Source organism: Carnobacterium jeotgali MS3 (assembly GCF_000745125.1).
Taxonomy (GTDB): domain Bacteria; phylum Bacillota; class Bacilli; order Lactobacillales; family Carnobacteriaceae; genus Carnobacterium_B; species Carnobacterium_B jeotgali.
Genome location: NZ_JQNF01000003.1, coordinates 328,594 through 353,967 on the forward strand (window position 1 = coordinate 328,594; position 25,374 = coordinate 353,967).

Annotated in this window: 23 protein-coding genes and 1 tRNA gene; 7 read left to right on the forward strand and 17 right to left on the reverse strand. The window is 34.6% G+C overall.

Annotated features, from left to right (window positions below; translation table 11 throughout):
* Position 1 precedes the first annotated feature (1 nt).
* A complete protein-coding gene (locus BP18_RS01695; RefSeq protein WP_029276803.1) occupies positions 2–1,090 on the forward strand; it encodes a glycosyltransferase family 4 protein in 1,089 nt (362 codons plus the stop codon).
* A gap of 107 nt (positions 1,091–1,197) precedes the next feature.
* Complete coding sequence (locus BP18_RS01700; protein WP_029276801.1) at positions 1,198–1,653, forward strand: flavodoxin; 456 nt, start codon at positions 1,198–1,200, stop codon at positions 1,651–1,653.
* A gap of 93 nt (positions 1,654–1,746) precedes the next feature.
* Here the strand turns inward: BP18_RS01700 and BP18_RS01705 are convergent, their stop codons facing one another.
* Entirely contained in the window at positions 1,747–2,304 is a 558-nt protein-coding gene (locus BP18_RS01705; protein ID WP_029276799.1) for a TetR/AcrR family transcriptional regulator, read from the reverse strand.
* Between the two features lie 548 nt (positions 2,305–2,852).
* Between BP18_RS01705 and BP18_RS01710 the strand changes: the two genes are divergently transcribed.
* Positions 2,853–4,091 carry an aminopeptidase gene (locus tag BP18_RS01710; protein ID WP_029276797.1) on the forward strand — a complete coding sequence of 413 codons (1,239 nt, stop codon included), beginning with the start codon at positions 2,853–2,855 and terminating at the stop codon, positions 4,089–4,091.
* A 75-nt stretch (positions 4,092–4,166) separates the two neighbouring features.
* Here the strand turns inward: BP18_RS01710 and BP18_RS01715 are convergent, their stop codons facing one another.
* Positions 4,167–5,054 carry a hypothetical protein gene (locus BP18_RS01715; protein ID WP_029276795.1) on the reverse strand — a complete coding sequence of 296 codons (888 nt, stop codon included), beginning with the start codon at positions 5,052–5,054 and terminating at the stop codon, positions 4,167–4,169.
* 360 nt (positions 5,055–5,414) lie between these two features.
* On the opposite strand from BP18_RS01715, the gene BP18_RS01720 reads away from it, so the two are divergent.
* A complete protein-coding gene (locus BP18_RS01720) occupies positions 5,415–6,038 on the forward strand; it encodes a TetR/AcrR family transcriptional regulator (protein ID WP_029276793.1) in 624 nt (207 codons plus the stop codon).
* Between the two features lie 89 nt (positions 6,039–6,127).
* Positions 6,128–6,201: transfer RNA gene (locus BP18_RS01725), tRNA-Arg, on the forward strand.
* An 87-nt stretch (positions 6,202–6,288) separates the two neighbouring features.
* On the opposite strand, the gene BP18_RS01730 is transcribed toward BP18_RS01725, so the two are convergent.
* From BP18_RS01730 to BP18_RS12695, 5 genes are all read right to left on the reverse strand, one after another.
* Positions 6,289–7,545: a hypothetical protein gene (locus tag BP18_RS01730; protein ID WP_029276791.1), complete on the reverse strand. Its 1,257-nt coding sequence runs from the start codon at positions 7,543–7,545 to the stop codon at positions 6,289–6,291.
* A 16-nt stretch (positions 7,546–7,561) separates the two neighbouring features.
* Positions 7,562–8,395 carry a hypothetical protein gene (locus BP18_RS01735; RefSeq protein ID WP_029276790.1) on the reverse strand — a complete coding sequence of 278 codons (834 nt, stop codon included), beginning with the start codon at positions 8,393–8,395 and terminating at the stop codon, positions 7,562–7,564.
* On the reverse strand, positions 8,392–9,081 hold the full coding sequence (locus tag BP18_RS01740; protein WP_029276788.1) for an ABC transporter ATP-binding protein: 690 nt from the start codon (positions 9,079–9,081) through the stop codon (positions 8,392–8,394). The genes BP18_RS01735 and BP18_RS01740 overlap by 4 nt, the downstream gene beginning before the upstream one ends.
* Complete coding sequence (locus BP18_RS01745; protein ID WP_029276786.1) at positions 9,074–9,460, reverse strand: GntR family transcriptional regulator; 387 nt, start codon at positions 9,458–9,460, stop codon at positions 9,074–9,076. The genes BP18_RS01740 and BP18_RS01745 overlap by 8 nt, the downstream gene beginning before the upstream one ends.
* Positions 9,461–9,879: 419 nt before the next feature.
* The gene (locus BP18_RS12695) at positions 9,880–10,041 is read right to left on the reverse strand and encodes a hypothetical protein (protein WP_007725160.1); all 162 of its coding nucleotides are present in this window, start codon (positions 10,039–10,041) and stop codon (positions 9,880–9,882) included.
* A gap of 230 nt (positions 10,042–10,271) precedes the next feature.
* On the opposite strand from BP18_RS12695, the gene BP18_RS01750 reads away from it, so the two are divergent.
* On the forward strand, positions 10,272–10,865 hold the full coding sequence (locus tag BP18_RS01750) for a hypothetical protein (protein ID WP_029276785.1): 594 nt from the start codon (positions 10,272–10,274) through the stop codon (positions 10,863–10,865).
* 79 nt (positions 10,866–10,944) lie between these two features.
* On the opposite strand, the gene BP18_RS01755 is transcribed toward BP18_RS01750, so the two are convergent.
* The 8 genes from BP18_RS01755 to BP18_RS01790 all read right to left on the reverse strand — a co-directional run bounded on the left by BP18_RS01755 (position 10,945) and on the right by BP18_RS01790 (position 21,315).
* Positions 10,945–12,255, reverse strand: coding sequence for a DEAD/DEAH box helicase (locus BP18_RS01755; RefSeq protein ID WP_029276783.1), 1,311 nt, complete (start codon positions 12,253–12,255; stop codon positions 10,945–10,947).
* Between the two features lie 152 nt (positions 12,256–12,407).
* Entirely contained in the window at positions 12,408–13,409 is a 1,002-nt protein-coding gene (locus BP18_RS01760) for a Gfo/Idh/MocA family protein (protein ID WP_029276781.1), read from the reverse strand.
* A gap of 118 nt (positions 13,410–13,527) precedes the next feature.
* Entirely contained in the window at positions 13,528–14,979 is a 1,452-nt protein-coding gene (locus BP18_RS01765) for a helix-turn-helix domain-containing protein (RefSeq protein WP_029276779.1), read from the reverse strand.
* 707 nt (positions 14,980–15,686) lie between these two features.
* The gene (locus BP18_RS01770; protein ID WP_029276777.1) at positions 15,687–16,574 is read right to left on the reverse strand and encodes an aldo/keto reductase; all 888 of its coding nucleotides are present in this window, start codon (positions 16,572–16,574) and stop codon (positions 15,687–15,689) included.
* Between the two features lie 142 nt (positions 16,575–16,716).
* On the reverse strand, positions 16,717–17,562 hold the full coding sequence (locus BP18_RS01775; RefSeq protein ID WP_029276775.1) for a metallophosphoesterase: 846 nt from the start codon (positions 17,560–17,562) through the stop codon (positions 16,717–16,719).
* Positions 17,563–17,745: 183 nt separating this feature from the next.
* The gene (locus tag BP18_RS01780; protein WP_231549409.1) at positions 17,746–18,423 is read right to left on the reverse strand and encodes a hypothetical protein; all 678 of its coding nucleotides are present in this window, start codon (positions 18,421–18,423) and stop codon (positions 17,746–17,748) included.
* Positions 18,424–18,709: 286 nt separating this feature from the next.
* Positions 18,710–20,542 (reverse strand): hypothetical protein, encoded by a 1,833-nt coding sequence (locus tag BP18_RS01785; RefSeq protein ID WP_007725182.1) that lies wholly within the window; start codon positions 20,540–20,542, stop codon positions 18,710–18,712.
* A 122-nt stretch (positions 20,543–20,664) separates the two neighbouring features.
* Entirely contained in the window at positions 20,665–21,315 is a 651-nt protein-coding gene (locus tag BP18_RS01790; RefSeq protein ID WP_007725185.1) for a hypothetical protein, read from the reverse strand.
* 178 nt (positions 21,316–21,493) lie between these two features.
* On the opposite strand from BP18_RS01790, the gene BP18_RS01795 reads away from it, so the two are divergent.
* The gene (locus tag BP18_RS01795; protein WP_029277029.1) at positions 21,494–22,813 is read left to right on the forward strand and encodes an IS1380 family transposase; all 1,320 of its coding nucleotides are present in this window, start codon (positions 21,494–21,496) and stop codon (positions 22,811–22,813) included.
* 772 nt (positions 22,814–23,585) lie between these two features.
* On the opposite strand, the gene BP18_RS01800 is transcribed toward BP18_RS01795, so the two are convergent.
* Positions 23,586–24,089, reverse strand: coding sequence for a signal peptidase I (locus BP18_RS01800; protein ID WP_231549410.1), 504 nt, complete (start codon positions 24,087–24,089; stop codon positions 23,586–23,588).
* Between the two features lie 93 nt (positions 24,090–24,182).
* Positions 24,183–25,307 carry a carbohydrate kinase gene (locus tag BP18_RS01805; RefSeq protein ID WP_007725192.1) on the reverse strand — a complete coding sequence of 375 codons (1,125 nt, stop codon included), beginning with the start codon at positions 25,305–25,307 and terminating at the stop codon, positions 24,183–24,185.
* Positions 25,308–25,374 lie beyond the last annotated feature (67 nt).

Here is a 25,374-nt window from a genome sequence, read left to right on the forward strand (position 1 = left end):
TATGAAAGTGTTACACATCAATGCAGGTTTAGAAGATGGCGGTGGAAAAAATCATATCCTCTCCTTACTCTCACAATTTGACCCAACAATAGCCGAGTTGCTCGTCTTAGAAGACGGTATTATTGCGGATGAAGCTCAAAAATTAGGCATCACGGTACATGTTCTTAAACAGCGGTCGCGTTACGATCTCTCTATTTTAAAACGGTTGACGCAGTTTATTAATAACCATTCTTTTGATATCGTTCATACACATGGTGCACGTGCAAATTTTATCTTCTCAACGATTCGTAAAAAAGTTGCTGCACGTTGGCTTATCACGGTTCATAGTGATCCAACACTTGATTTTATGAACCGAGGCATAAAAGGCACCTTGTTCACCAAATTCAATCTGGCTAGTTTAAAAAAAGCGGACCACTTAATTGTCGTCACGGATAGTTTGATACAACCGTTGCTTAAATTAGGCATCAGCCAGAAAAAAATGACCATTATCTATAACGGCCTCCAATTTGAACCGCATACACCTAAACCGTCTATAAAAAACACGGTATTTACCTTAACTTGCATTGCTCGTTTGCATCCAATAAAAGGGCATGCTCTTTTATTGGACAGTCTACATGCTGCTCGTTTTACTAAATTCACCTTAAATTTAGTTGGCGATGGAGAGCTAAAAGCTTCTCTTGAAAAAAAAATCCAACAACTAACTATGCAAGAGCAGGTAAATTTCTTAGGTTTTTTAAACAAACCACAAGTAGATGAAACCATTGCAAATTCGGATATCACCGTTTTAGCCTCTTATAACGAGGGATTTCCGATGGTATTGCTGGAATCTGCTAATCAAAAAACGCCTTTTATTGCTACAGATGTCGGCGATATTGCTCTATTAGTGCCAGATAAAAGTTATGGCTGGTGTGTTCCAGCTGGATCTACTGAGTCGTTAACAGATGCACTTAATGAAGCTTATGCTGCCTGGGAAAATCAGACATTAGCGTCTAAAGGGGAACGTCTTTATCAATTAGCTTCCAACGAGTTTTCTCTTGAACGGTTTTACCGTCATACTTTTGCTCTTTATGAGGAATTAGTACACTCTTAAACAAGTAGTTTACTTGGATAAAACATGACTTCCATTGCAGAATTAACCTTTCCTTTGGTATACTTTGCAAAGGAATTACATAAGCATAGAAAAGGATGAGATGAAAAATGGCAAAAGCTTTGATTGTCTTTGCAAGTTTAACCGGTAACACAGAAGAATGCGCAACTATTGTAGAGAAGGCTCTAGAAGATTTAGGTGTAGATGTTGAAATGGTTGAAAGCATGCAGGCTGAACCGGAAGATTTTTTAGATGTCGATATCTGCATCATCGGTACGTATACTTATGGAAATGATGCTAATTTACCAGATGAATTTGTTGATTTTTATGAAGAACTGAGTGAAATTGATTTAACAGGAAAAGTTTTTGGGGCATTTGGTTCAGGAGATCATTTTTATGAAAAATTTTGTCAGTCCGTAGATGATTTCGCCGATAAGTTGGCTTCAATTGGTGCTGTAAAAGGTGCAGAAAGTGTTAAAGTCGATTTAGATGCCAATGACGAAGATATTGAAAACCTAGAAGCTTTCGCCAAATTATTAGTAGAAAAAGCGGCCTCTTTGTCTTAAAACGGCTCCCACAAGCAAATTCGTCCAGTCTACAAGAAATTTAGTGCCAGTCAAAAAAAAGCTTTCCCGCAACATAATAGCGGGGAAGCTTTTTTAGTCTGTATAATTTGGTAATGACTGTACCAATGCTTGTTTGATGTAATCCGTTACATCTTTTTCGTGGAACTTCAAGAAATCTTGGGCAATCAAAACGGCTGTGCCATGAACCGTAATCCAAATATGTTTAAATAATTTTGTTTTTTCAGCTTTCGACAACTCTTTCGTTCCTTCAATTTCTTTGAAAATTCCCATCATCTTATCAAACGAGATGATATGCATTTGATCCGTATCTAATTGGGATTCAAAGTATAAGGCTTTAAAAAAGATAGGTTCATTTTTTGCAAAATAAATATAATTTAAACACATATTGAGTAAAGGATCTTCTGCTCGATCTTTTTGGTAGATGGTTTCATTGATATATGTTTTTATCTTTTCGACGAGTTCTTGTTTTAAGTCATCCATGTTTTTGAATTCTAAATAAATGGGTTGGGTTGAGCAATCCATCTTTTTAGCAATGTTGCGTGCTGTAAAACCTTCAAATCCTTCTGTTTTCACAACTTGGTACGCTGTTTCAAGAATTTGTGATTTTAGAATTGTTTTTTTTCTAGCCATTTCAACTCACCTCTTCGGTATCATTTACCATCGATTAGGATAACTTATCTTTTTATCCTTTAATCATTTTCCAACAGAACCAACCGTTTTTGCCTTCGTTTTTTATAACTAACTGACTAACCTCATCTTGAAATTAAGTCCAGTACCAAACGACATTATTTTTAATTTTCTTTCTTAAACCCTACCTTGTACCTAAGTTAATCAGATCTTTTCTTCAATCATCCTTAACTTATTCTATCACTAATGTGATTAAAAGAGAACTTTTTTGTCTCGCAAATATGAACATCTGTTGACTAATTAATCAGCAGCCTAAATTGGTCTAGTCATTCCTCAGTCTGAAAATTGAGCCTAAACTACGAACAGGGATTACTTTAATCTGATTCAATCTTTCTCATTTTAAAAAAACTCTTTTTGTAAAATTGTTTCTCTAACTTTCGTGTGCTATTATTATTTAGTAAGAGTCTGAAACTGAACGAACTAGAAGAATCCTCAATTGCTTTTAGTTTCTTTTGTTCCACCTCATTTCGTATTTCTAGGAGGAAAAGAATATGGTATTGCCAAACTTTGAAGAAAATCTACAAAAATATGCACATTTGCTCGTTAAATCGGGTATCAATGTGACAAAAGGACACACAGTTGTCTTACAAATCGATGTGGATCAAGCACCATTGGCTCGTTTGATCACTAAAGAAGCCTATGCTTTAGGCGCTACAGAAGTCATCGTGAAATGGGCAGATGATGTTGTGAACCGTGAACAATTTATCGGAACGCCTCAAGAACGCTTAACCGATATTCCACAATACAAAATTGACGAATCCTTAGATCAAGTAGCTAAAGGTGCTAGCCGTATCAGCGTTCGTTCTTCAGATCCAGATGCATTATCTGGTGTAGATAGTGATAAAATAGCTGCTTATCAATCAGCAGCTGGCATTGCATTAAGCGAACAACGTAAAGCTACACAAGCAAATAAAGTGAGCTGGACTGTTGCTGCAGCTGCTGGTGCTAAATGGGCTGCTAAAGTATTCCCAGATTTAACAACTGAAGAAGAACAAGTTGACGCTTTATGGGATGCTATCTTTAAAGCCGTTAACCTTTACGATGCTGACCCAGTTGAGTCATGGGCTAAAAAGGACATAACTTTAAATGAAAAAGCAGACGAATTAAATAAAGAACAATTTGTAGCTTTGCACTACACAGCTCCTGGTACTGATTTAACAGTTGGTTTACCTGAAGGACACCGTTGGGAAGGCGCAGGCAGCGACAACGTTCGTGGCGAACGATTCATGGCAAATATGCCCACTGAAGAAGTCTTCACTGCTCCTGACGCAAATCGCGTTGATGGTGTGGTTCGCAGTACTAAACCATTAAGCTATGCAGGAAACACGATTTTAAATATGGAATTTACATTTAAAGATGGAAAAGTTGTCAACGTAACTGCTGAACAAGGCGAATCCGTCTTGAAAAACTTAGTTGCAACCGATGAAGGTTCTGCACGTTTAGGTGAAGTTGCTTTAGTTCCAGATCCTTCTCCTATTTCTCAATCAGGTATCGTTTTCTACAATACCTTATTTGATGAAAATGCTTCAAACCATTTGGCCTTAGGTTCAGCTTATGCCTTTAGCTTAATTGGCGGAACAGAAATGTCTGAAGAAGAATTACAAGCAGCTGGTCTAAACCGCTCAACTGTTCATGTCGACTTCATGATTGGTTCAGATAAAATGGATGTAGACGGTATCCGTGCAGACGGCAGCACCGTTCCAGTCTTCCGTAATGGCGATTGGGCTTAGTCCGATAGTGAATAAAGTAAAAGAACGACTAGCATTTTCCTAGTCGTTCTTTTTTTTCTATCATTTTCTACTGTTTTAGTTATTATTTACCAAACGAACAATCTTTCCTCGAATACGTTTTTCTTCTGTTAAGACTTGTGTGATTTTAAAAGAGACCTTGTCGCCTTCTCTTACTTCTAGATGAGTAGGAATAGAGCATAGAGCATCTAAATTGGGTGCAATCCTTACAAAGATTCCCCATTTTTTGATATTCCTAACCGTTCCTAAAACCACTTGATTTGGTTCTATATCTGCTAAAGAAACAGATACCTCATTTTTATATTTCACAAGCGGCTCAACTCGCAAATTTTTATTTTCAGTAATGCGATTAAACCTTACTTCTATGCTATCCCCAATAGTTAAAATATCGCCTATTGTTGTATGGTCTTCAGCAAAATCTTTATTGAGCATCTGGACCGATATATCCCCAATAACCAGATAAGCGCCGTAACGCAAAATTTTTGTTACCTTTGCTTGAAACGTCTTGCCCTCTTTTAACTGCATATGTAGTCTATCAAATTCTTTTTCTTTAATTTTTTTAGTCGAACCTATTAGGAAACCTTTTTCTTCATTTACTTCAATCAATTGAAAATAAATCGTTTCACCTACGTAATGTGCCAAAGGCAGTTGCTGCTTTTTAAATGCTAAGTCTTCCCGCACAATGAAAACAGGCATGCCGTTTACTACTAATTTTAAGATATCGTTACCAAATTCTTCATCATATTGAGACAATAAAACGGTTCCTGTTAATTCGGTTTCTTGGTCAATCATGTCATAAAATGCATCATACTCTGTTGGTCGACTTACTTCTTGTTCAGTCTCAAAAAAAACGTTTTCACTTTTTTCCAAAACTGTAACATCCGATATAGCTGATTCCTTATTCTGCACTCTGATCCATTTTTTTACTAGATTCCTTATACCCATCTTTTTCTGCCCACTCCTTAACCTATTTACCAATCCGTTTATTCGTTTCAATTATAGCATATGTTTTTTTATTTTTAAGCACTTTTTTTCATTCTTTTTTCCGCCACACGTTTTTGACTCATTTAAAATGATTTTCAAATGAATAGAGCCCCTTTTTTTTTTAATGTTTGAACAATTGGTGACATATCAGCCATTTGTCACCAATTGTTCACTACTTATTTCATCACATTTTATCTTTTAAATCTTCTTTTCGGGTATACTGATAGATATATCTAGTTATTTTCTTGCTTTTTATATCATGATATTCCCGTTATACATAGCTACTCATTTGCATTACCCTAAATACGAGGAGGAAACTTTATGGTGCAAAAAGAAGTTATTGATATACGCATTTTGCGAAGTAAAAAAGCTATATCTGACACATTAATGGGCTTATTAAATGAACGTGATTTTAAAACCATTACCATTACAGAAATCGTAAACAAAGCCGGAGTGAACAGAGGGACTTTTTATAAACATTATGCTTATAAGGAAGATATTTTACAAGAAATACAAGATGACTTTTTAGAACAGTTAGCGACTATGCTAGAAAATAACTATCAAGATGTCTGCTATTCTAACCTAAAAACAGTTCTTTTATCCGATGCCCTATTCAATTTTATTTATGACCACCGTAATTTTTTTCATTTAGCCATTCACACGGTTGGTTTCTTGAATTTCCAAATGCAATTTTCTGCTGTAGTAAAAGATTTCCTGATTAAGAATTTTTTCTCAACTGCCCAGCACGCATTAAAATCACCAGACCCACTAGCTGCCTATATTGCGAATGGTATATATGGCTACTTAGCGGAATGGGACGAAAATGATTATGCTTCTTCTCCTACTGAAGCCGCTCAACAATTAACAGACATTTTCATTTTAGACCGTAGTATTTTTAGTCTACCCGCTGTGAATCTTGTATCCGATGAAGAATTCGTAGATTAGCCTCCTTATTTTTAGAAATCTATCTGCTCTTGCTTCTTACATCTAGACATTCATTTTAAACTATGAGAAAATAGAACCTGTGTTGAAGAGGTCCTATAGCTCAGGTGGATAGAGCAAACGTTTCCTAAACGTTAGGTCGGGAGTTCAAATCTCTCTAGGATCATCTAGCTACAATATCTCTAACCATAAAAAAGAAGCAAGACACTTTTTTCCAATTAAACTTGGACTGGGTGTCTTGCTTCTTTACTTACTACTGTTCAAATAAAATGTTTTCTATATGAACTTCTTCTCTTTTAGCTGGATAATCCGTCTTTTCCTCAATTATTCCTTCAAAAACAAGTTCGCCAGAATTGCTGTCAAAAGCCAGCATCTGTAGTTCGTTGTCTCCTATTTTATAAGCCGTAACAAAGTACATGATGTCTTCGCGAACTTGCACGATTACACCTTCATTAAACATTGCCTGTTGAGCAGCTGACAATTCGCCTACTTTAACTTCTGTCAGTTCTTTTTGATTTAAATCGTACTCATACAACGATAAATTAGCGCCATCTTTTTTATAAAAATACAAATTGTCACTTTCAGTTGACAATATAGCTGCTATTCCATGGCGGTTTAATTCTTCTGAACCACTGATTAAAAATTGTTCACCAGTTTCTACATTCACGCCAATCAATTCATACACAGGCAGAGTCATCACTTGATTTTCTTCATACATATCCATATTTGTTGAATCATCATTTAGTTCTACACGGTAAACCAAGAAGTTAGCTGGCGTAATGCTCGTTGATGCATTCATTAATTCTACATATTGAATCTGTTTGCCTTTAGAATCAATCAAATCTAACTGAATTTTTTCGTCTTTTTCAATTTTTTCCTTTGGTATACTGATTGAATATAAGTGCTGTTCATCTTGACTGTTACTACTGTTTACGCGGTAACCATTGGTAATCACGATTAATTGATTATTTGCCACTTGCACATCTTCTACATACATATAGCCGTATTCGTCTGCTTTTGGAAGATTAACTGAAAAAGAACTTTCTTCATTCGTCTGTTTATTTAACACATCAATAGTGATTTTCGAATCTTTTGAAATCGTTGAAAAGTCATCAGTTGTAATCTCTGCATAGGCTAATATCATCTCATCTTCATAAAAATTAGCCAAATCAGAATTTTTCCCACGCATAAAGCCTCTATAATCCTCTTGTAATTGGCTTATTTTTTCATTAATATTTCCAAAACTTTTTAATTGATCTAAATAAGATTTCTCCGATTGATAAATTGTTTTACCCGGAGTTATTTTCATCTCTGTTCCTATCCCTAATTGACTGTTTTCATAATAATACCCTGTTATTGACATGTTTTCGGTTAAGCTTTTATCGCCACTTTTTGCTACAACAGAAAATTCAGGTTTTTTATTTGGCCCAAAAAGGGGCTGAATATAATAAATTCCAATTGAAAAAACGACTACAACTACCAGTGCAATTATTTTCTTATAACGTTTCATTTTCTTTGCCTCCTTTTTAGACCGTTACTTTTTTATTTAATAAATAATGGCTTGTCCAACTGCTTAATCCAATAACCATTAACCCTAAAACAAGTTCTGCAATGAGTAATTCTTCTGGGTAAAGCCCTTTAAAACCCACTACTTCACTAGCAATAGTTGGGAGGAAGAACAGGAGAAATGCGACTGTGCCAAAAACTAAACCTAGTAGCATCCCTTTAAAACGGAAACTTCTTTCCAATAAGATCACCGTGAAGACAATTAAAAGCATCCCAAATCCAGCACCATAATGCATGATAAAAGCAATAAAAGATTTTGGTATTAGGATAGCAAGGTAATAGGATGATTCACTTAATTGTTGGATGGATAAATCTACTCTAAACTCGTTTGTAACTAGCCATTCTAACAATTGACCTTCAATCAGCAATAAAGCAAGTTGCGCTGCAATCAATCCAAAAATCATTAAGGCGATTGTTGTTAATTTGGACCAAAAAATGTTCATACGAGCCGTTGGCAACATCAATAAACGGTAGATAAAGCTATTTTTCCCCATCCATTCAATGTACCAAATAAAGAAACTATAAAATAACATCGCCGTTATACAAATAATGATAGGTAAAGAAAACCAAGCATTATTTACGATCCAAAACATACTCATTTCGCCAGTTTCGCTTAAAAACTGTGCTTTAGGAATTTTATCTTGATAGAGAGCTACGTTTACTTGACTTAAGTACCTTCTAGATTCTACAAAAACAGCTATCAGTTGCGACACAGCTGTCAATCCAATCAAGACAAAATATAATTTTGCACAGCGATTAAATTCAAAATTGACCAGTTTTAAATAATTTTTCATGGTTGGAACACCTCTCTCATAACATCAACAACCGATTTCCCTTCCTCTTCACGGACCTGCTCTGCATTAAACTCTCTCAACACTATTCCCTCATCAATCAAGACCACTTTATCAATCAAATGCTCAATATCATTGATTTCATGTGTCGTAATAATCACGCCGCGATTTTCAATCAAGTGACTGGTGAAAACTGCTGTAATTTGTTCACGACTAAAAATATCTATTCCAGAAAAAGGCTCATCCATTAATAAATAATCAACGTCTAAAGCTAATCCCAACAGCAGATTCACCTTTGCCGTATTCCCTTTAGAAAGAGCAGAGATTTTGTCTGTCTTTTCTAGTTTAAAAAAACCAAGTAATTCATCTGCGCGCTTTTGATTCCAAGTTTGATAAAAATCTTGCATAAATTGCATGGCTTGTTCGATTCTGAATCCTGGCAACATCGTCATCGTATCTGGGATAAACGTGATTTTTTCATAACTAGTTTTACTAATTTTTTCTCCATCAATCAGAACTTCGCCGCTATTTACGGGAGTCAAGTTCATGATTGCATTCAATATCGTCGTTTTTCCTACACCATTTATGCCGATGATACAGGTGATTTCACCTTTGTTAGCCGTAAATGAAATCCCCTTCAAAACTTTTTTTCGTCCAAATTTTTTCGTTAATCCTTTTACTTCAATCATTTTTCTCCTCCTTTTCTTCAACAGCATATTTCTCCTTAATCAATCCAATGATTTTATCAAATGGCACTCGAATGGGCCGTATAGCCGTTACAAATGAAGAAACAGCTTCTTCTAGCAACTCATCTTGCACAGCTCCCAAAATACTTTGGTCTTTTGTAAGTTTACTAGGTGAATTGCTTTCGGTATAAATCAAGCCTTGTTCCTCCATTTCTTTATAAGCTCGCTGAGCAGTATTGGGGTTGATTTTTAACTGATTAGCCAATTCTCGTCTAGATGGAACTTCTTGACCAGGTACTAATGTTCCTGCTGCGATTTCCTCTTTAAAATGACGCACAACTTGTTCATAAAGCGGATCTCGTTTATTGAAGTTTACGTTCATAGCAGCCTCCTGTTTTCTTTATTTTCTTCCGACTGTATTAACCAGTTAATACACACTAGGTAAAAAAATACGTATGAATCACTTAATACACTTCTTTATCTGTATTATATGGTTCACACACTTTACTGTCAACAATTTTTTCAAGTGGTCGTCTTTACTAACAGAACTTTCGTTCGTATGATGAAAGAAAGACTACAGGAGCTGAACGGTGTTGCTCATTAATTCGTATGCTTAAGTTCGTGTAGAACTATTTTAGTCGATAAACATTGCCTTTGACTGATTCCCGTACTAAATAACAACCAGCGAAACGATGTTTAGTTCCTCTGGTTTTAGGATTTAATTTGATTAATTGCTTTTTTTTATTTAGGAAAAATCTCTCCCCTATTCCACTAGTACCATTAACTTTTACTTTAGAACCATTAATCTGCTCTCTTTTCAGCTTTGTTGTACAAAACAAAACCTATAATAATCAGCACGATGCCAATTCCTAAAACGAGTATGCGGTGTTCATCTAGACCTGTAAGACCTAATATAACGACAATAAATCCAATCGTCATCATAAACAATCCATTTTTCAGCATACACTCTCATCCTCACTTTTTTAATCAAGTATTAGACAAAAACAACTTTTTCTTTCTTCTCAATACCATTTTCACCAAAATGAAAGCGTGTGTCAAATTTTTAAGCTTATTTCTATAAGTGTTTGCCAACACTCCATTAAGCTTGTTCACTAGCATATCTCTTTGTTTCTTTTCTAAATCTTGTTACACTAATGTCAAAGGATTTAATCACAACGAAATGAGGAATTTTAATGAGCAAGTTAAAGGTAAGCCATTATTCTATTTTATCCTATCCTATCGTAATTCTTGTTTTTTTTATAACTCTGTTCGTTCTTACTGGTTGCAGCACAACTGAAACCTCACTGAATACAAAGAGTGCTCTTTCTAACCAAAAAGAAACGACTTCTTCCCATTCAAGCGCTGTGATAGCTCAATACATTGAATCAAGTGACACAAAAAAAGATGATGGCATCATTACATTCGATGACTTTAAAGGCTACTGGGCTACTTTCGACTCAAAAGAAAACGAACCTTTTCAATCTGCTATTGGCAAATATACAGTGGCAATAACCAACGATACCTTTATTCCTGGTGAATGGGGAACAACGTTAGGCAGTAGCGACATCCTTGATTACACTATCGAAGGAACTACCCTAACATTAGAACTTTATACACATGATTCAAATCTCGAAAACACTGCTGAAACCTATTTATTGACGCTAGAACTTGTCGATAAAGATGGATTATTTGTTTTAAAATCAGCTAACGGATCCGTTATTTTTTACCCCGTTACCCCACAAGAATTTCTAGATGCTGGTTGGAAAATACCAAGTGATAGTTTCTAAACATGTTTATTTTTATGAAATACATGCTAAATTAAATAAACGCCTAAAAATACAAAAATGTATTTTAGGCGTTTTTAATTTAATCTGTTTCTTTATTTTTGGTTTTTCTGCGAGCTCCTTTATTTTTGTCTACTTTTTTGCGGTGTTTTTTCTTTTTCTTAATCGGTTCAATAATTTCTTTTTCAGGTTTCACAACTACTGGTTTGATTATTTTTTTCTCTTTAATAGGTGCTTTTACGGCTTCTTTTCTCTCTGGTTGTTCTTCTGCAATTGGCAAGTCTTTTACGATTTCTCCACCATACAAATATACTTGGCTTAATTTGATTTCCAACGTTGAGATTAGTTTTTTGAATTCTCTTAACTCGCGTTCATTAACTAATGTCAAAACGGTCCCTGTCTTACCCATACGAGCCGTTCTGCCTGAACGGTGAATGTAACTTTCTTTCGTTTGTGGAACATCATATTGAATCACGAACGGCAAGTCTTTAATATCTAACCCTCTAGAGCCTACATCCGTTGTTAACAATAACTTTATTTTGCCATCGCGGAATTGTTGCAAGGCTTGTTTGCGCTCCGTTTTGTATTTTTCACCATGTAAAACGGCTACTGATATGCCTTCATACGTTAGTTTTTCAAAAGCTAATGTCAAATTAGCAACGTTGTTCACAAAAACCAATCCTCTAAAGTCTTTCATATGCGTCAAGCGTCTAAGCGTCTCTACCCTTTTACGCGTAGGGGTTTCGATGTAAGCATGAAGCACTTCACCTTTAGACTGATCATCCTTTGTAGCATCAATCCATTGCGGCTCTACATTAAACCATTTTGGTAAATCTTCCATCAATTCATTGCTGGTAGCCGAGAAGAAGCCCATTTGACGTTGTCCAGGCATTTTATTGACTAGTTTTCTTACGGTTGATAACTGTTCTTGTTGCAATAATTGATCGGCTTCATCTAAAATAACCGTTTTTACTGCATGTAATTTTAATTTCTTCGTTTCAGAAATTTCAAAAATTCGGCCTGGAGTACCAACGATGATTTCTGGTTTATCTTTCAATTTATCGAGTTGACGTTTCAAATTTGCACCACCAATGATGGTTTGAGAGCTTAAGCCAAGTTGGCTAGCCCACTCTTGGACTACTTCTCCGACTTGAATCGATAATTCTTGTGAAGGCGTTAAAATCACAACTTGTAAGCCGGCTTTTGCCTCAACTTGTTCTAGCGTTGGAAGTGTATAAGCAACTGTTTTACCCGTTCCTGTTGGCGAAATACCCACCACGTCTTTCCCTGTTTTTAAAGGTTCATAAACTTTCTCTTGAATAGCAGATGCCTCTTTGTAAGCTAATGTTTCCCAATAGTTTTTAAATGCAGGTAAACTGTTTTCTATCATCATTTAATCCTCGTTTCTTTTGTGTTGCTGTCAACGTCTATCATATCAAAATTATTCGATTTGAGCTAACTTTTCTGTTACCTAATGAGTATATTTAAATAAAAACAGGATAAAAAGCCCGAATATCTATTCGAGCCGTTTATCCTGTTTTTATTTTATTCTTTATCTGCTGCAAAAATGATGCCAGCATCTTTACGCAAATCGGTCATCACTTGATTCACTTGTTCGCTTAGTTTCAACCATTCGTTGTAGTCTTTTTGTTTAGCGGTATCTTCTGGAAAATTGATTACAGCTGCAAAAGCTTTTGCTTCATCCATCATTGGGTTTGCAGCAGTTTTTTCTGCAATGCTTTCTTTCAACTTTGTCTTACGATCAATCACCTCAATCGTTGTAATTGATTCAATACTGTCCATTGACAATGTCTTATTCAAGCCATAAATTTCAGCTGGCAAATAGGAATTAACAATTTTCCCGACTAATATCGTGACATCAAATTCCTTATACCGCAAGATAATTGTCCCTTTTCCATCCACGCCAGTAACAATCTTTGTACAGAAATAATGGCTTTTTTCTGGCATACCAAACCATGCAATCGCGGCATATAATGGGTAGACACCTAAATCTGCTAAAGCTCCTCCAGAATAATTCAAAGAGAAAATATTGGGTTCCTCACCATTTAAAACAGCATCATAACGAGAAGAATATTTCATATAAGCAAAAGTTGCACCTTGCAGACTGCCAATCGATTTCACTTCTTCTCTTACAGTTTTGAAATTTTCTTCATGCACATGACGAGCTGCTTCAAATATAAAGACTTTATTTTCTACAGCTACTTTAATGGCTGCAGTCCATTCGCGTGGATTAGAGAAAATGGGCTTTTCAACAATTACGTGTTTGCCAGCTTTCATTAACGTTACCGCTTGTTCGTAATGCATACTATTGGGAGAAGCAATGTATACAACATCAATAGCTGAATTCGACGCAAAAGCTTCTAAACTTGTTTCAAAAACCGTTGCTTGGTAAGGTGCACCGAATGCTTTTGCTTTTTCAATGGACCTAGAATAAACACCACCTAATTGATACTCTTGCGTAGCAATTGCAGCATCCACAAATTGATTCGTAATCCAGTTTGTTCCAATAATTCCTAAATTTAACAATCTTACCACCTCCTAATTAAACCGCTTACAATTATTCGCATAACTATTTTTCTTTTATCATACCATATCTCTATCCTCATTTAAAAGAAGTCTAATCATTTGCACAGTTGCTGTTTTATTATTGGCTTTTTTTTCTATCAATCAAGACACTTCGAATAGTATGCCAATTTCTTTCATTTGGCATATACTCAATGCCAATTACTGGAACTTCTTTTGGTATATTTTTTTGAACAGCTTCTAATTTAGTATCCGTTACTACCATTTCTATTTCTAAATTCTGAAAATTTTTCTCTGCTAGACTAAAGCATGTTAACTCATTTGGAAAATAGCTCTTTAAAATGTCTGCCAAAAAAAGTTCATGAGCCTTGCCAAACTGAGAGATGACCAATACACTTGTTTTCTTTTGCATTTGCAAAAGCTGAGCCGTCAACCCTTCCCATTGGATGATTAAGAGATACAAAAGTTCATTTATTTCCTCTCTCATTTCAATCATCCACCCACTGTCAGTCAATCCTTCTACTTCTGAAATAACCAATTTCATGAACGGCTGATAAATTTTATCGATATTTACTAATGAATTTTCTACTCGATTGACCATTACAGAGTCTGGTCCTTGAAATTCTTTTTTATAGACCATGTACTGAAAAATACTGCATTGCACAACTTCTTTATTTGGCAGTATAAAAGAATTTTTTTCAGAAAAAGCTGTTAAAGCTTGACCAATACGTTGAAATAGTGTCAGTAATTCTTGTGATAATTGGTTCAGTTGAGGTGCTGTATCTAGATAACGATTTGTAAAATAAAAGCCCAAAAATTCAATTTCCGGCTTTGGTATGTTTAATGGTACAACCTTTATAAGATCTTCAATGATTTCTAAAAGAATATTATTTACTGCGACAGGTGCTGTGTACTGTAGTAATATGTAACCTTTGCTGATGCGTTCAAAACAAATATGCAGACAAATCGTTAATTTATCTTCCATAATAGGAGATAAGACGATAGTTGTTTTTTCTTCAAGCATTCTTATGATACGATTTACCACATTGAGTTTCAGAAACACTGTTTCGTCGATTTTAGATCCATATTTTCCCCAGAAAAAAACACCATAAAAATACCGTATTTGTTTCTCTGTTCCGATTATTCTCATCGGACTCTTTTGCACGGTCAACTTATAATTCCTAAGAAATAAATCGATGTGTTTAATGCTGCGTATAATAGAAGATGTACTGATAAATAAATGTTCAGCATATTCTTCTATCGAATCCATCTTTTCCTGGTACAAGCATTCTATTATTTGACTATTTATATTTTCAGCTAAAATTTGTTGATAAAAGCTTTCCATTTGAAAATCAACTGGTAAAATCAACTTCACTCCACGATGATTAGATGTAATTAATTTAATAGAATGACTTGTAAAAGTATTATAATAATAAATATCCGCTTTGATACTACGGACAGAACACTTTAACCGTAATGCAATTTCTTCAATTGTCCACCATTCGTCACTGCTATTCAATAATTCCATCAATTCTAAGCGTCTCAACGAACTTGAATCGATTAATAATCTCATGGCAACTATCACTCCCACGTCCTTATTTTTTACTCAGTCAACACGAATAAAGCAATGTTCTTTCTGTTAAACAAAGAACCGCCTACTAGCATAGACGATTCTTGCGAGGAGGACTTACAAGCAAAATTTGCATGCGGGGACATAATCTACCACAACTTGGCATGAGGTATTGTGAATAGATGGGGAAGAAGTGTAAAGCTAGCTTTATTGAATAAAAGAAGTTAAAAAACCATCCGTAAAGATAAGTTTGCCAGACAAATCGTAGGTATACGTGATCGTTTTAAAAAAATAGATAAATAAAATTTAATTCGTAAAAGTATAAATATGGGGTATAGGTCTACTTTTTTGTTCCTAAGGGTTAGTAGATGAGCTTGGAGGGGTAATTTGGGAGTTAGAAAAGAGACTGAAAAATAGCAAACAATTGTTTTTTATTTTCACGGCTTCACTCCTTTTTATGAGGTGAAATTAGTATATCACTTTCTAATCAAATTTTCATTTCAATATCTGCACTACAATAGGCAAATTATGAATACATTTATTTGGTGAGGTAAATACCACTTTTAAACATTTGTCCTTTTTCTTTTCCACAAAAAAAACCAATGAATAAATGTTGCTTAAAAAGTACACTATTCATTGGTCTATTATAATTTTCTCGCTTTAATGCCGAGTTTATTCATTTTTATGATTAGTTTAATGATTATTTTTTATTAACGTCCTTGTTTCTTTTCTCTATGATTACGAGATCTCATAACTTCAGAACGAATCAAACTATTAGGATTTCGATCTCTATTTTGCTTATCTAAGTTGTTAATGGTATTCATGTCTTCATCAGATAACGCAAAGTCAAACACTTCGGCATTTTCCTGAAGCCGATCTTTGTTGCCCGATTTTGGAATGGGAATGACATCTCGTTCAATATCCCAACGCAAAGCTACTTGTGATGGAGTCTTGCCATATTTTTCGCCAATTGTTGTTAAGTGCCGCTCTTTACTAACATTCCCTCTTTTCAATGGGCTATAAGCCATTGATACAATATTTTCAGAATCGCAATAGTCGTTTAAGTCTTGATTTGGATTTCCTGGATAAATTTCAAACTGATTGACTGCTGGACGTACTTTTACTTCTTTTAATAATTCAGCCAAGTCGCCTCTGCTAAAGTTAGATACACCGATTGATTTTGCTCTGCCAGATTCATAGATATCTTCTAAAGCTCTCCATGTATCTAAGTTTACAGCAGCATCTTTATCCGGCCAATGAATCAATAATAAGTCTACATAAGGTTGATTTAAACGTTTTAAACTAGCTTCAAAAGATTGAATTGCATTGTCAAATCCAGCAGCTGTTTTCCAGATTTTGGTTACCACAAAAATTTCATCTCGAGAAACACCTGAACTGACCGCACGATTGATTCCACGTCCAACATCTTCTTCATTATCGTACATTGAAGCTGTATCTATCAAACGATAACCTTTCATAATAGCTGAGAAAACCGCATCTTCAGCTTCTTGACCTTTCATTCCATATGTTCCTAAACCAATTCCTGGAATTGTATACCCGTTGTTTAGTGCCATTCTGTCTAATAAGCTTACTACCATCGTTATCCGCCTCCTAAACTTTGTTACCTTTAGTGTAAACAAGAGTGACTGAAACTTCAAAAGAAAACACTTACAAAACAAAAAAACAACTAAACACAATTTTTTTGTATTTAGCCGCTTTTTCGTTATCTAGTTTAATTTCTTAATGTAAAACGATTACGACCATTTCTGGACGATTATTAACGCGCAATGGGAACGTAGAATTTCCAATTCCTCGGCTGACCATCATTCGGTAAGCAGGCATTTCAGGATCATAATAAATCCCACTGGTATACGCCGGGAACTTGCCTTGTCCGGGTGCAAATAAGCCGCCTAATAAAGGCAATCTAATTTGACCACCATGAGCATGCCCACTAAGCGTAAGAGCAGGAACACGTGTTAAATCCATTAAATACTCTTCAAACAATTCTGGTCGATGTGCCAATAAAATACGCGGTTTTGTCCGTAATGGTTCTTCAATCATTACACCTCTCAAAATAGGTTTTGGCGTTGCATCAAAATCTTCTTTTTCAGACAGTCCCATCACTACTATTCCATCATCACCGACTGGCAACCACTCTGCTTCATCAATCAATACCCTGACACCAGCGGAGGTTAGGGTTGTTTCCCACTTTTGCAAATGACCTGAACCTAAATCATGATTTCCGGTTACTGCAAACGTTGGAGCAATCTCAACAAGGGCGCGACACAAATACTCCAATTGTTCTTGCGGGAAATCAGCTCGTACATCAATTAAATCACCGGTTAATGCAATCATATCTGGTTTTTCTTTTGCTACTTTTTCAATCAATTTCTTTAGTGACACACCTTGACGTGGCAAATGAAAATCACTCAAGTGAATAATCTTAGTTCCGCTTAAACTATTCTCTGTAAAAGGGAGCTGTATTTCAATTTTTTTTCGTTGTAGTTGTGTATTTTGTAAATATAAATAAAGAATGATAATACATACAATTGCTACGATTATACCTACTATTGTCCATCCTGACATACGTATTCCTCCTTGACCAAGCTAAAACGAATTGCCTTTAGCTGCTTCAGCTGATTTGTTCACTATAATAAGTTAGTCTTATTGTATCATAGTTTTCTAAGTAAAACGGTTACTAACGAATGGTTAGCATAAAAAAACAGAATGATTCCGCTTCTCTTCATTGAATGAATCGGAATCATTCTGTTAGTTAAAATAAATCATTTTCGTACTTACTAATGTGTTTAATTTATTGGAATCAAAGAAATAATTTTCTTTGCCGCTTTTTATTTCAAGATCAATCGAGCTGATTTCTTTTTCAGCATTATAGGTCATTAGCAATCCTATTAGACCTTTCGACTGAGTCAAAATATCCAATGTGCTCAAGTCGTCTTCAATTTTTAGCTGAATCGTAAGGACTCCACTCATTAAGTCAAAATTATTCTTACTCACATCCCATTTACTAGAAAGCGCAGTATCAGATAGCGCATTTTCATTGTGGTAAAAATTGCTCATTTTTATTCCTTCACTTGTTGTTTCGGCTTTATAGTTTAATTTTTTTTCAGCGTTAGGTACTTCAGTTTGTAGAGTCGAATCTTTGTAGCTTAAAGCCGTTATTTCTTGATTCTTTTCTTTTTTCAAAGCTTTTACTTTTTCTATTAATTCTTTTTCTGTGCTGCCAGGAGTTAAAACAGCCATATAAGGTTCTTTCTTTTCCACTTGTTTTGATGAAAAAGTTGTATGATAAGCGCTGGCTAATCCATCCATTGCCTTAACATAAATAGGGTGAAACATATATCCTGATAAGAATAGGATCCATCCAAATAGTACAACTAAACTTAAACGAAGGTAAATTGTGTTCTTTTTATTTGTAGGAGTATGCATAGTAGAAACTCTCATAAAAAACACCACTTTCTCTTATCTAATTTTAATTTATTATATACAAAAAATATACTACTTTTTGCTTAAAATGTCGCGTTTTTTGTTTAAACGGGATATTAACATCATTTTTATACAATGAAGCCCTTACATTTATTGAAATATCATGTCAAGATTTTTATCTATTACTACTATAATCGGCATAAAGTTTTATTTATTAAGTCTTATTTAAAAAAAAATGCAAAAAAAAGAGAACTAGACGAATTCGTCTAGTTCTCTTTTTTTGCATTTTTTAATTATTTATCTCTTGTTTTGCTTCAGTGGCAGATTCATCTAATTTTTCTTTAGTAGTAATATTTTTTTCTTTCCATTCAGCAGTACTCTCAACAACTGATGAATTAATGTCTTCTTCAACTTCTTTTGTTTTTTCAATAACTTTTTCTTCAGTAACTTTTTCTTCAGTAACTTTCTCAACTGAAGTTTCACCTTTTGAATCACTTGTCAAAGAGCTTTTTGCTGATGAACTTTGTTCTTCTTCAGCGATTTTCGTATCTATTTGTTGACTATTATTTTCCTCTACTAAAGGAACTTTCATTGACCTCATATTTGTAGATTGAGATTTAATCTCATTTATTAGTTTTCGAGATATGATCAATGTATTGCCTGTATCTCCTGTAATTTTTACATTCAAGACAGCATTATTTAATGTTTCGTTAGACATTAACCACAAAGAGAATGTCTTATCCGGATTTAGCAAAGAAACTATTTGTTTCTCCTTTCCTCCTTGTACTTCAATGCCAATATCTTTTGCATTAATTTGAACATCTTTGAAGTTTATAGGGTCTGCCGATTCAGGATTAGTTGTATTAAATCTTTTAAAAGTCAAATTCACTTTATCTTTCGTTAATTTAATTGGCAATTGAGCATACTTCGTATACGCACCATTTATAGGTAAAACTAAATCAGAACTTAAAACTAATCGTGTAGCAAAAAATTGATCATAAGTATGTGAATTGTCATAATAACCGTATTTTTGGTTTTCATACATGCCATATTTTTGAATCTCAATATTTAAACTTAGTTCGAACCTGTCTTTATTTGCATAATTAAGGGAAGAATCCGAATTAGATGGATCGTAGGAATAACTTTCGTCCAATTCAAAAGTGATAACTATGCCATGATGCTCTTCATTCAGTTCTATAGATTTAGATTTGATAGCTTCATTACCTGTGGACAGTTGAGAAATAATATATGTCGGTTTGTTTTCTTTTGTACCATTATTTTTAGTAACTGTAGTTGTTAAGGGTACATTATCTGGTAATTGAATGTATAAAGTAGCCTTATTCAAATTCTTGATATCCCTTGTTGTTGAATTAAAACTATTGTAGGTTTCACTAAACAGCATTTTCATATTTTTTAAACTATAACTATATTTTCCATGTATAGCTTCTACAAAAGTACTTTTATCTGGCCAATAACTTTTTTCTTCATTTGTTTTTGGAACAAGCCTAACTGTGTTCTCTAATATTTCTTCATCAGAAAACAGTTGATCATTTGCATTTACTGCATTTGCTTGAATCAATCTGAACGTGACGCTAACTTTTATTTTTTCATCTTTTGTAGGAGCAGTACTTTTATAACTCACTTTGATAGGCATTTCACCTTTTGAATTAGGTTCCAGGATTACTTCTTTACTATTTGAGTCTTTAGCAAAGATGAAGCTGTTTGTATTTAAAGATGCTGAACTTGCAGTTACCTCTTTCGCTACAGTCCCAAAATTAATGGTTACTGAAGTATCTTTTAGTTCCGCAGAAGTCACTGTTGCTCCATTTTCTTTTGTTATATTGACCTTATAGCCTAACTTCGCGGATAAACTACCCTCATTTACCAGTTTACTTGAAGCAATTAAAATAGAATCACCTTCAGTAAAACTTGCAGCAGTAATATTAGAGGTGTCCTTTGTTACTAAACTTACTGTACCTAACTCTAATTTGATACCCATACTTACACTTGCTGTGTCACTAAATATTGCTTGTACTTTTGACGAAGGAGATAGTACAAAAAAAACCGAACAAATCAAACTGATCTTAATTAAAACAATTAAACAAGTTTTTAATTTTTTCATATCTAATCTCCCCCTTACTTTATAAAAAAATTTCTTAAGAAAAAACGATTAGATAATTTCCTAACCGTTTTCTCGAAAGTCTAGCATCTTTTAATATATCCATTATTAAAATTTATTTCATTTTATTTTTTATTTGTTTGTACAGCGTTCACGCTAAATACATTTTTTAAATAATTTACAGTAGTTTTATTACCTGGAAGAAATTCTTTATGTGAAGGGTTATATGAATCGGCAACAGTTGGATCAACAGTAATAGTTACTGTAAATTCTTTTTTATCAACTATTCCATCTTTCTTACCTTCAAGGTTAAAATTTTCTTCTAAATCATGTATTTTGATTGTAAACGGACCATCTGAATAATTAACATCATTTTTAACTGATGAAAGTGGAACTGGTATATTTGCTAATTTCAAATTCACCTTTGTATCAAGTGAACCTGTATTTTCAATAATATACGTTTTTGTAAATGAATCACCAGGTCGAACATTTGTAATATTTCCAGCATCTGCAATAGAACCATCTGAAGCAACATTTGCACCTAATTTATCATTTACATCTAGTTTAGATGTTGTTGTAGCAATTGGTTCATATTTCCAATCAGTTGTATTTTCAGTTGAAATTTTTACATCACCCAATGACAATTGAATATCTCCTTGTATATCAGCACTATTTGAAAAGAAAGCACGTGTTCCGTATGCTGCTACACTGATGATTAATAACGTTCCTAATAAGATTGGTAATTTTTTCATTCTGCTTTTTGATGTTTTTTTCATTTTATATTCTCCTCCAGTTATCTTTTCCTGAATAATTCATAGAATTTCTGAAACTCTATTAAAAGCTTATTAACGCACGGTTCTTCTTTTCTTTTACCGCACCCTTTGGGTGTACAAAAAGAACCCCAATCTGCTATGGTTAAAGTGTCTAAACTAAACCAAGAAAGGGGTTCTCTCAATGGCTACATTACAGGAAAAACACGTAAAATTCAACTCTAAAATGGTGGTGTCAAACACCGGTGGTAATCTTTCGTCAGATGCCGGTCTCATCTTGGTGAAGGAATTCATGAATTCGCTTGGATTTTATTCGTTCGCGAAGCAATTCCTCCACTTCAATGAGGACCGTATTTATTGGACTCATGACAACATCTCCCTGCTCGAACAGCTGCTCTTCCAGTTGATTGCCGGATATTCCGCAGATTCATCCGCCAATCTCTTGAAGGAAGATCCCATTTTTCGGTTGGTTTTGGATAAGGAAGCCATCGCCTCCCAGGCCTCGCTATCCCGCTTCTGGGACCGGATCAGCGAGGAGAACATTGCACAGTTCCAGGAACTGAACCAAGCCATGCTGGACAAGGTCCGCATGGAACGGAACAATACCCAAATGATCATCGATTTAGATTCCACACATTCGGATACGTTCGGGAATCAAGAAAAGACTGAGTACAATGCCCATTACGGCACACAGGGCTATCATCCGTTGGTAGCCTTCGATGGCCTTACGGGAGACTTTCTGAAAGCAGAACTTCGTTCTGGAAATGTGTATACGTCAAAAGGTGTAAAAGATTTTCTGGCACCGATGCTCATACATTACCGTCAAGTCCTTCCCTGCACTGATATTTTGGTCCGGGGAGACAGCGGCTTTGCGACGCCCGAGGTCTATGATACGTGTGAATCCAACGAAAGTTTCTATGTCATCCGCCTGAAATCAAATAAAGTCGTGGAAAAACTAGCGGAAACCTTTGTCCTGGTTGGGGACGACCATCCCTGGGAGGAAAGGGAAGTCCACTACTATTCCGCGTTCTATCAAGCCAATAGCTGGTCCCAAAAACGTCGAATCTGTATCAAATCGACTCGGGAATCGAATCAGCTGGTGTTCAGTCACGAGTACGTGGTCACTAATTTTCACGAGGAACTATCCGCGAAAACCATCTTCCAGATTTACCATAAACGCGGCACCATGGAGAACTTCATCAAGGAAGCAAAAAATGGGTTCTATTTCGACAAGACGGATAGCTCAAGCTTCTTGGAAAATCATGCACGGATGATGGTAAGCCTGTTGGCTTACAACCTGGTCAACTTCATGAAGACCATATGTCTACCTGAAAAGGAAGCGACATTCCAAGTCGACACATTGCGGCTCCGCCTGTTCAAGGTCGCGGGTAAATTAGTCCGCAGTGGCCGTAGATTGCTTTTACGGATGAGCTCCTCCCATGTCTATCAAGACTTGTTTTATCAGTTACTGGACAAAATCCAGCAACTCAGTTGGCAAGTGTAAAATAGCAATCAGCTTTTAAAAAGACATGGAATCACCAAGGGATTCGTGCGCCCAAAAACAGCTCCAGATTCCCTATCTTCGTTAAAAAAACAAAAGGAAATCTGTTTTCGCAAGTACAAACCGGTTGAAAAAAGAAAATTCAACTCAAATCGATGTATAAACGTTATTTTCCCAAAAAAATTAGATCTATGAATTATTCAGGCTTTTAATTATTTTCTTATATTTCAACACTCGTAACTATAGTACTGGATAAAAATTAAGTCAATCAATATAGTTTTTATTCAAAATTGTAAATATGCATCTATTAAGATATAACTTTAGTTTGCTCTATTTAGAATATTTTTTAATTTGATAATCAAACAAATTGCATTGTGATGGCGTTTTAAATTGATATGTTATAATATTGTGTGAAAATACTTATGATTTTAAACAAATCAATAACATTTGTTTAACTAAAAAAAGAATAATATGTATATTTCATGTATAAAAATAGCTTAAATTTTACATTATTTAACTAATAATGTTTTATTTATAGAAATATGGTTGTATTTGTTAATATTTATTGGAATTTACTAAATAATTCAGTGTTTTTACTATTAATTTTATGTACTGCCCTAGAACACTACTTAAAAAAACAAACAAAAAAATAGAAAGCGGATAACTTTATCCACTTTCTATTTAATAAATACGTTTTATCTTGCATAAATATTTTTTTGTCAAATTTGTGACAGTTCGATAATTCTGCTTTTAGCAAACAGTTGTTTATTTAAAATCACTCTTTCTCGTCTTCCTCTTTTGTCGGATAAAGGTAAAGATAAATAAGATAGACACCCATTAAAGCAACAATTATAGCAAATGCAATTGGTTTTTGTAAAAAAGTAATGATATAACCAAAATAAGGTATCCGTATTTTTTTGATACCTATATAAGAATCTTCTGTCACAAAACCTTGGTCTTGGATGTTATTAGCATCCCCTTTTGTGACTAATCCTTCTTCTGTTTTATCTACAACTCTATGGGTAACAATTTCCGAATTGTATTCAAAGGTCACAACATCTTTAATTTCAACCTCCTCGTAAGGATCCGTTTCAACAATAATAAAATCTCCAACTGCTATTTTAGGTTCCATACTTCCACTTACTACTGTGTAGCCTTTATAGCCAAATAATCCACTGCTATCTGGAGCAGAGAAGAAACTAATTCCGGCAATTACTGCGAAAATAGATACCACTATTACGACTAGTGTTGTTCCAATAAATTTAATCGTTTTCATCATTTGATTCCTCACCATCTTCATATTTCATTAAAGATAGCATATCTTATCTAGTAAATCTATCTCGGTTTTTCTAAAGCAAACAAAAGTCACGAATTATTCGTAAAAAATATCGTTTTCTATACTTGCATGATATTCATTTTCTAATTGGTTTTTAGATAAGTTTGGTCGAACAACATACAATGAATTAGACGTATAGTAAGCATTCGTCAATCCTACAGCTACACTATCAATGAGGGATTTTCCTTGAAATCTACTATGAATGACACCCGCACAAAAGGCTTCATTTATACCCCAATTGTAGTGGTCATCTCGATTACTTGAATAATTGATGATATGGATTCCTTTTTCCTGGTTGCCAAAAGCAACTTTGGTACTTCCTTTTGAGATAACAACGTTTTCAAGCCCTTTGTCTAACCATTTTTTCACAGCACTTCTAAGGTCTTCATCTGTATCAATAGTCATATCAAAATAAGTTGCAGTTTCGTTATGCTTCGTAATTATTACTCTTATTCCATCTAAATAACTTGGAAGATTAACTAGACGTTGAACTGAGACAGTTAATAAAGCAACAGGAATATTATATTTAATGGCGTATCCATTTATAAATTCAATAGTCTCTTTGGGACAATTCAAATCTATGATGATATATTTTGAGCGTTTCAATACCGAAAGATGTTTATTAAGCCATTCAGGTGTCATTCTATCAAAGATATCGACTTCTGCTAAACCTAAGACCATATCCCCATTTTTATCGATTACCTCCATAAATGTTCCTGAAGGGCAACCTTCAATCGTATCAACCGCTTTAATATTCATAAAATGTTCTGAATGGCTCTCAATCATTTTGCCTTCTACGTCATTTCCAACTACAGAAAACAGCATGACTTTATCTTCCAAACGGCCTAAATTTTCTCCAACGTTACGTGCAGCTCCCCCAACATTTGTACGCGATTGTACGTTATGCGATGTTCCTTGAATCAAAGTATCTTTAACTAAATACCGTCGATCGATATTCGCTCCACCAATACAAATGATGGGTTCTTCTTCATTTAACACATAAGCTTTCCCCAACAAATAATCTTTTTTCACAAGTCCTGAAATAAGATTGGCCGTAGCTGAACGAGACAGCCCAATTGTATCAGCCAATTCTTGTTGCGGTATAAAAGGATTCTCACGAATTGATTCTAAAATTAACTTTTCTTTCTCATTAAGACCCATAAGTGTTTATTCCTCTCTTATTGCTTCTTCCTACTTTGCTATTCTTTCAAAAAGATAATCATTTCTT

What these genes read in the sequence shown, in the direction of transcription:
- BP18_RS01695 (WP_029276803.1), top strand. Translation starts at nt 2, where the DNA reads ATGAAAGTGTTACACATCAATGCAGGTTTAGAAGATGGCGGTGGAAAA.
- BP18_RS01700 (WP_029276801.1), top strand. Translation starts at nt 1,198, where the DNA reads ATGGCAAAAGCTTTGATTGTCTTTGCAAGTTTAACCGGTAACACAGAA.
- BP18_RS01705 (WP_029276799.1), bottom strand. Translation starts at nt 2,304, where the DNA reads ATGGCTAGAAAAAAAACAATTCTAAAATCACAAATTCTTGAAACAGCG.
- BP18_RS01710 (WP_029276797.1), top strand. Translation starts at nt 2,853, where the DNA reads ATGGTATTGCCAAACTTTGAAGAAAATCTACAAAAATATGCACATTTG.
- BP18_RS01715 (WP_029276795.1), bottom strand. Translation starts at nt 5,054, where the DNA reads ATGGGTATAAGGAATCTAGTAAAAAAATGGATCAGAGTGCAGAATAAG.
- BP18_RS01720 (WP_029276793.1), top strand. Translation starts at nt 5,415, where the DNA reads ATGGTGCAAAAAGAAGTTATTGATATACGCATTTTGCGAAGTAAAAAA.
- BP18_RS01730 (WP_029276791.1), bottom strand. Translation starts at nt 7,545, where the DNA reads ATGAAACGTTATAAGAAAATAATTGCACTGGTAGTTGTAGTCGTTTTT.
- BP18_RS01735 (WP_029276790.1), bottom strand. Translation starts at nt 8,395, where the DNA reads ATGAAAAATTATTTAAAACTGGTCAATTTTGAATTTAATCGCTGTGCA.
- BP18_RS01740 (WP_029276788.1), bottom strand. Translation starts at nt 9,081, where the DNA reads ATGATTGAAGTAAAAGGATTAACGAAAAAATTTGGACGAAAAAAAGTT.
- BP18_RS01745 (WP_029276786.1), bottom strand. Translation starts at nt 9,460, where the DNA reads ATGAACGTAAACTTCAATAAACGAGATCCGCTTTATGAACAAGTTGTG.
- BP18_RS12695 (WP_007725160.1), bottom strand. Translation starts at nt 10,041, where the DNA reads ATGCTGAAAAATGGATTGTTTATGATGACGATTGGATTTATTGTCGTT.
- BP18_RS01750 (WP_029276785.1), top strand. Translation starts at nt 10,272, where the DNA reads ATGAGCAAGTTAAAGGTAAGCCATTATTCTATTTTATCCTATCCTATC.
- BP18_RS01755 (WP_029276783.1), bottom strand. Translation starts at nt 12,255, where the DNA reads ATGATGATAGAAAACAGTTTACCTGCATTTAAAAACTATTGGGAAACA.
- BP18_RS01765 (WP_029276779.1), bottom strand. Translation starts at nt 14,979, where the DNA reads ATGAGATTATTAATCGATTCAAGTTCGTTGAGACGCTTAGAATTGATG.
- BP18_RS01770 (WP_029276777.1), bottom strand. Translation starts at nt 16,574, where the DNA reads ATGGTAGTAAGCTTATTAGACAGAATGGCACTAAACAACGGGTATACA.
- BP18_RS01775 (WP_029276775.1), bottom strand. Translation starts at nt 17,562, where the DNA reads ATGTCAGGATGGACAATAGTAGGTATAATCGTAGCAATTGTATGTATT.
- BP18_RS01780 (WP_231549409.1), bottom strand. Translation starts at nt 18,423, where the DNA reads ATGCATACTCCTACAAATAAAAAGAACACAATTTACCTTCGTTTAAGT.
- BP18_RS01785 (WP_007725182.1), bottom strand. Translation starts at nt 20,542, where the DNA reads ATGAAAAAATTAAAAACTTGTTTAATTGTTTTAATTAAGATCAGTTTG.
- BP18_RS01790 (WP_007725185.1), bottom strand. Translation starts at nt 21,315, where the DNA reads ATGAAAAAAACATCAAAAAGCAGAATGAAAAAATTACCAATCTTATTA.
- BP18_RS01795 (WP_029277029.1), top strand. Translation starts at nt 21,494, where the DNA reads ATGGCTACATTACAGGAAAAACACGTAAAATTCAACTCTAAAATGGTG.
- BP18_RS01800 (WP_231549410.1), bottom strand. Translation starts at nt 24,089, where the DNA reads ATGATGAAAACGATTAAATTTATTGGAACAACACTAGTCGTAATAGTG.
- BP18_RS01805 (WP_007725192.1), bottom strand. Translation starts at nt 25,307, where the DNA reads ATGGGTCTTAATGAGAAAGAAAAGTTAATTTTAGAATCAATTCGTGAG.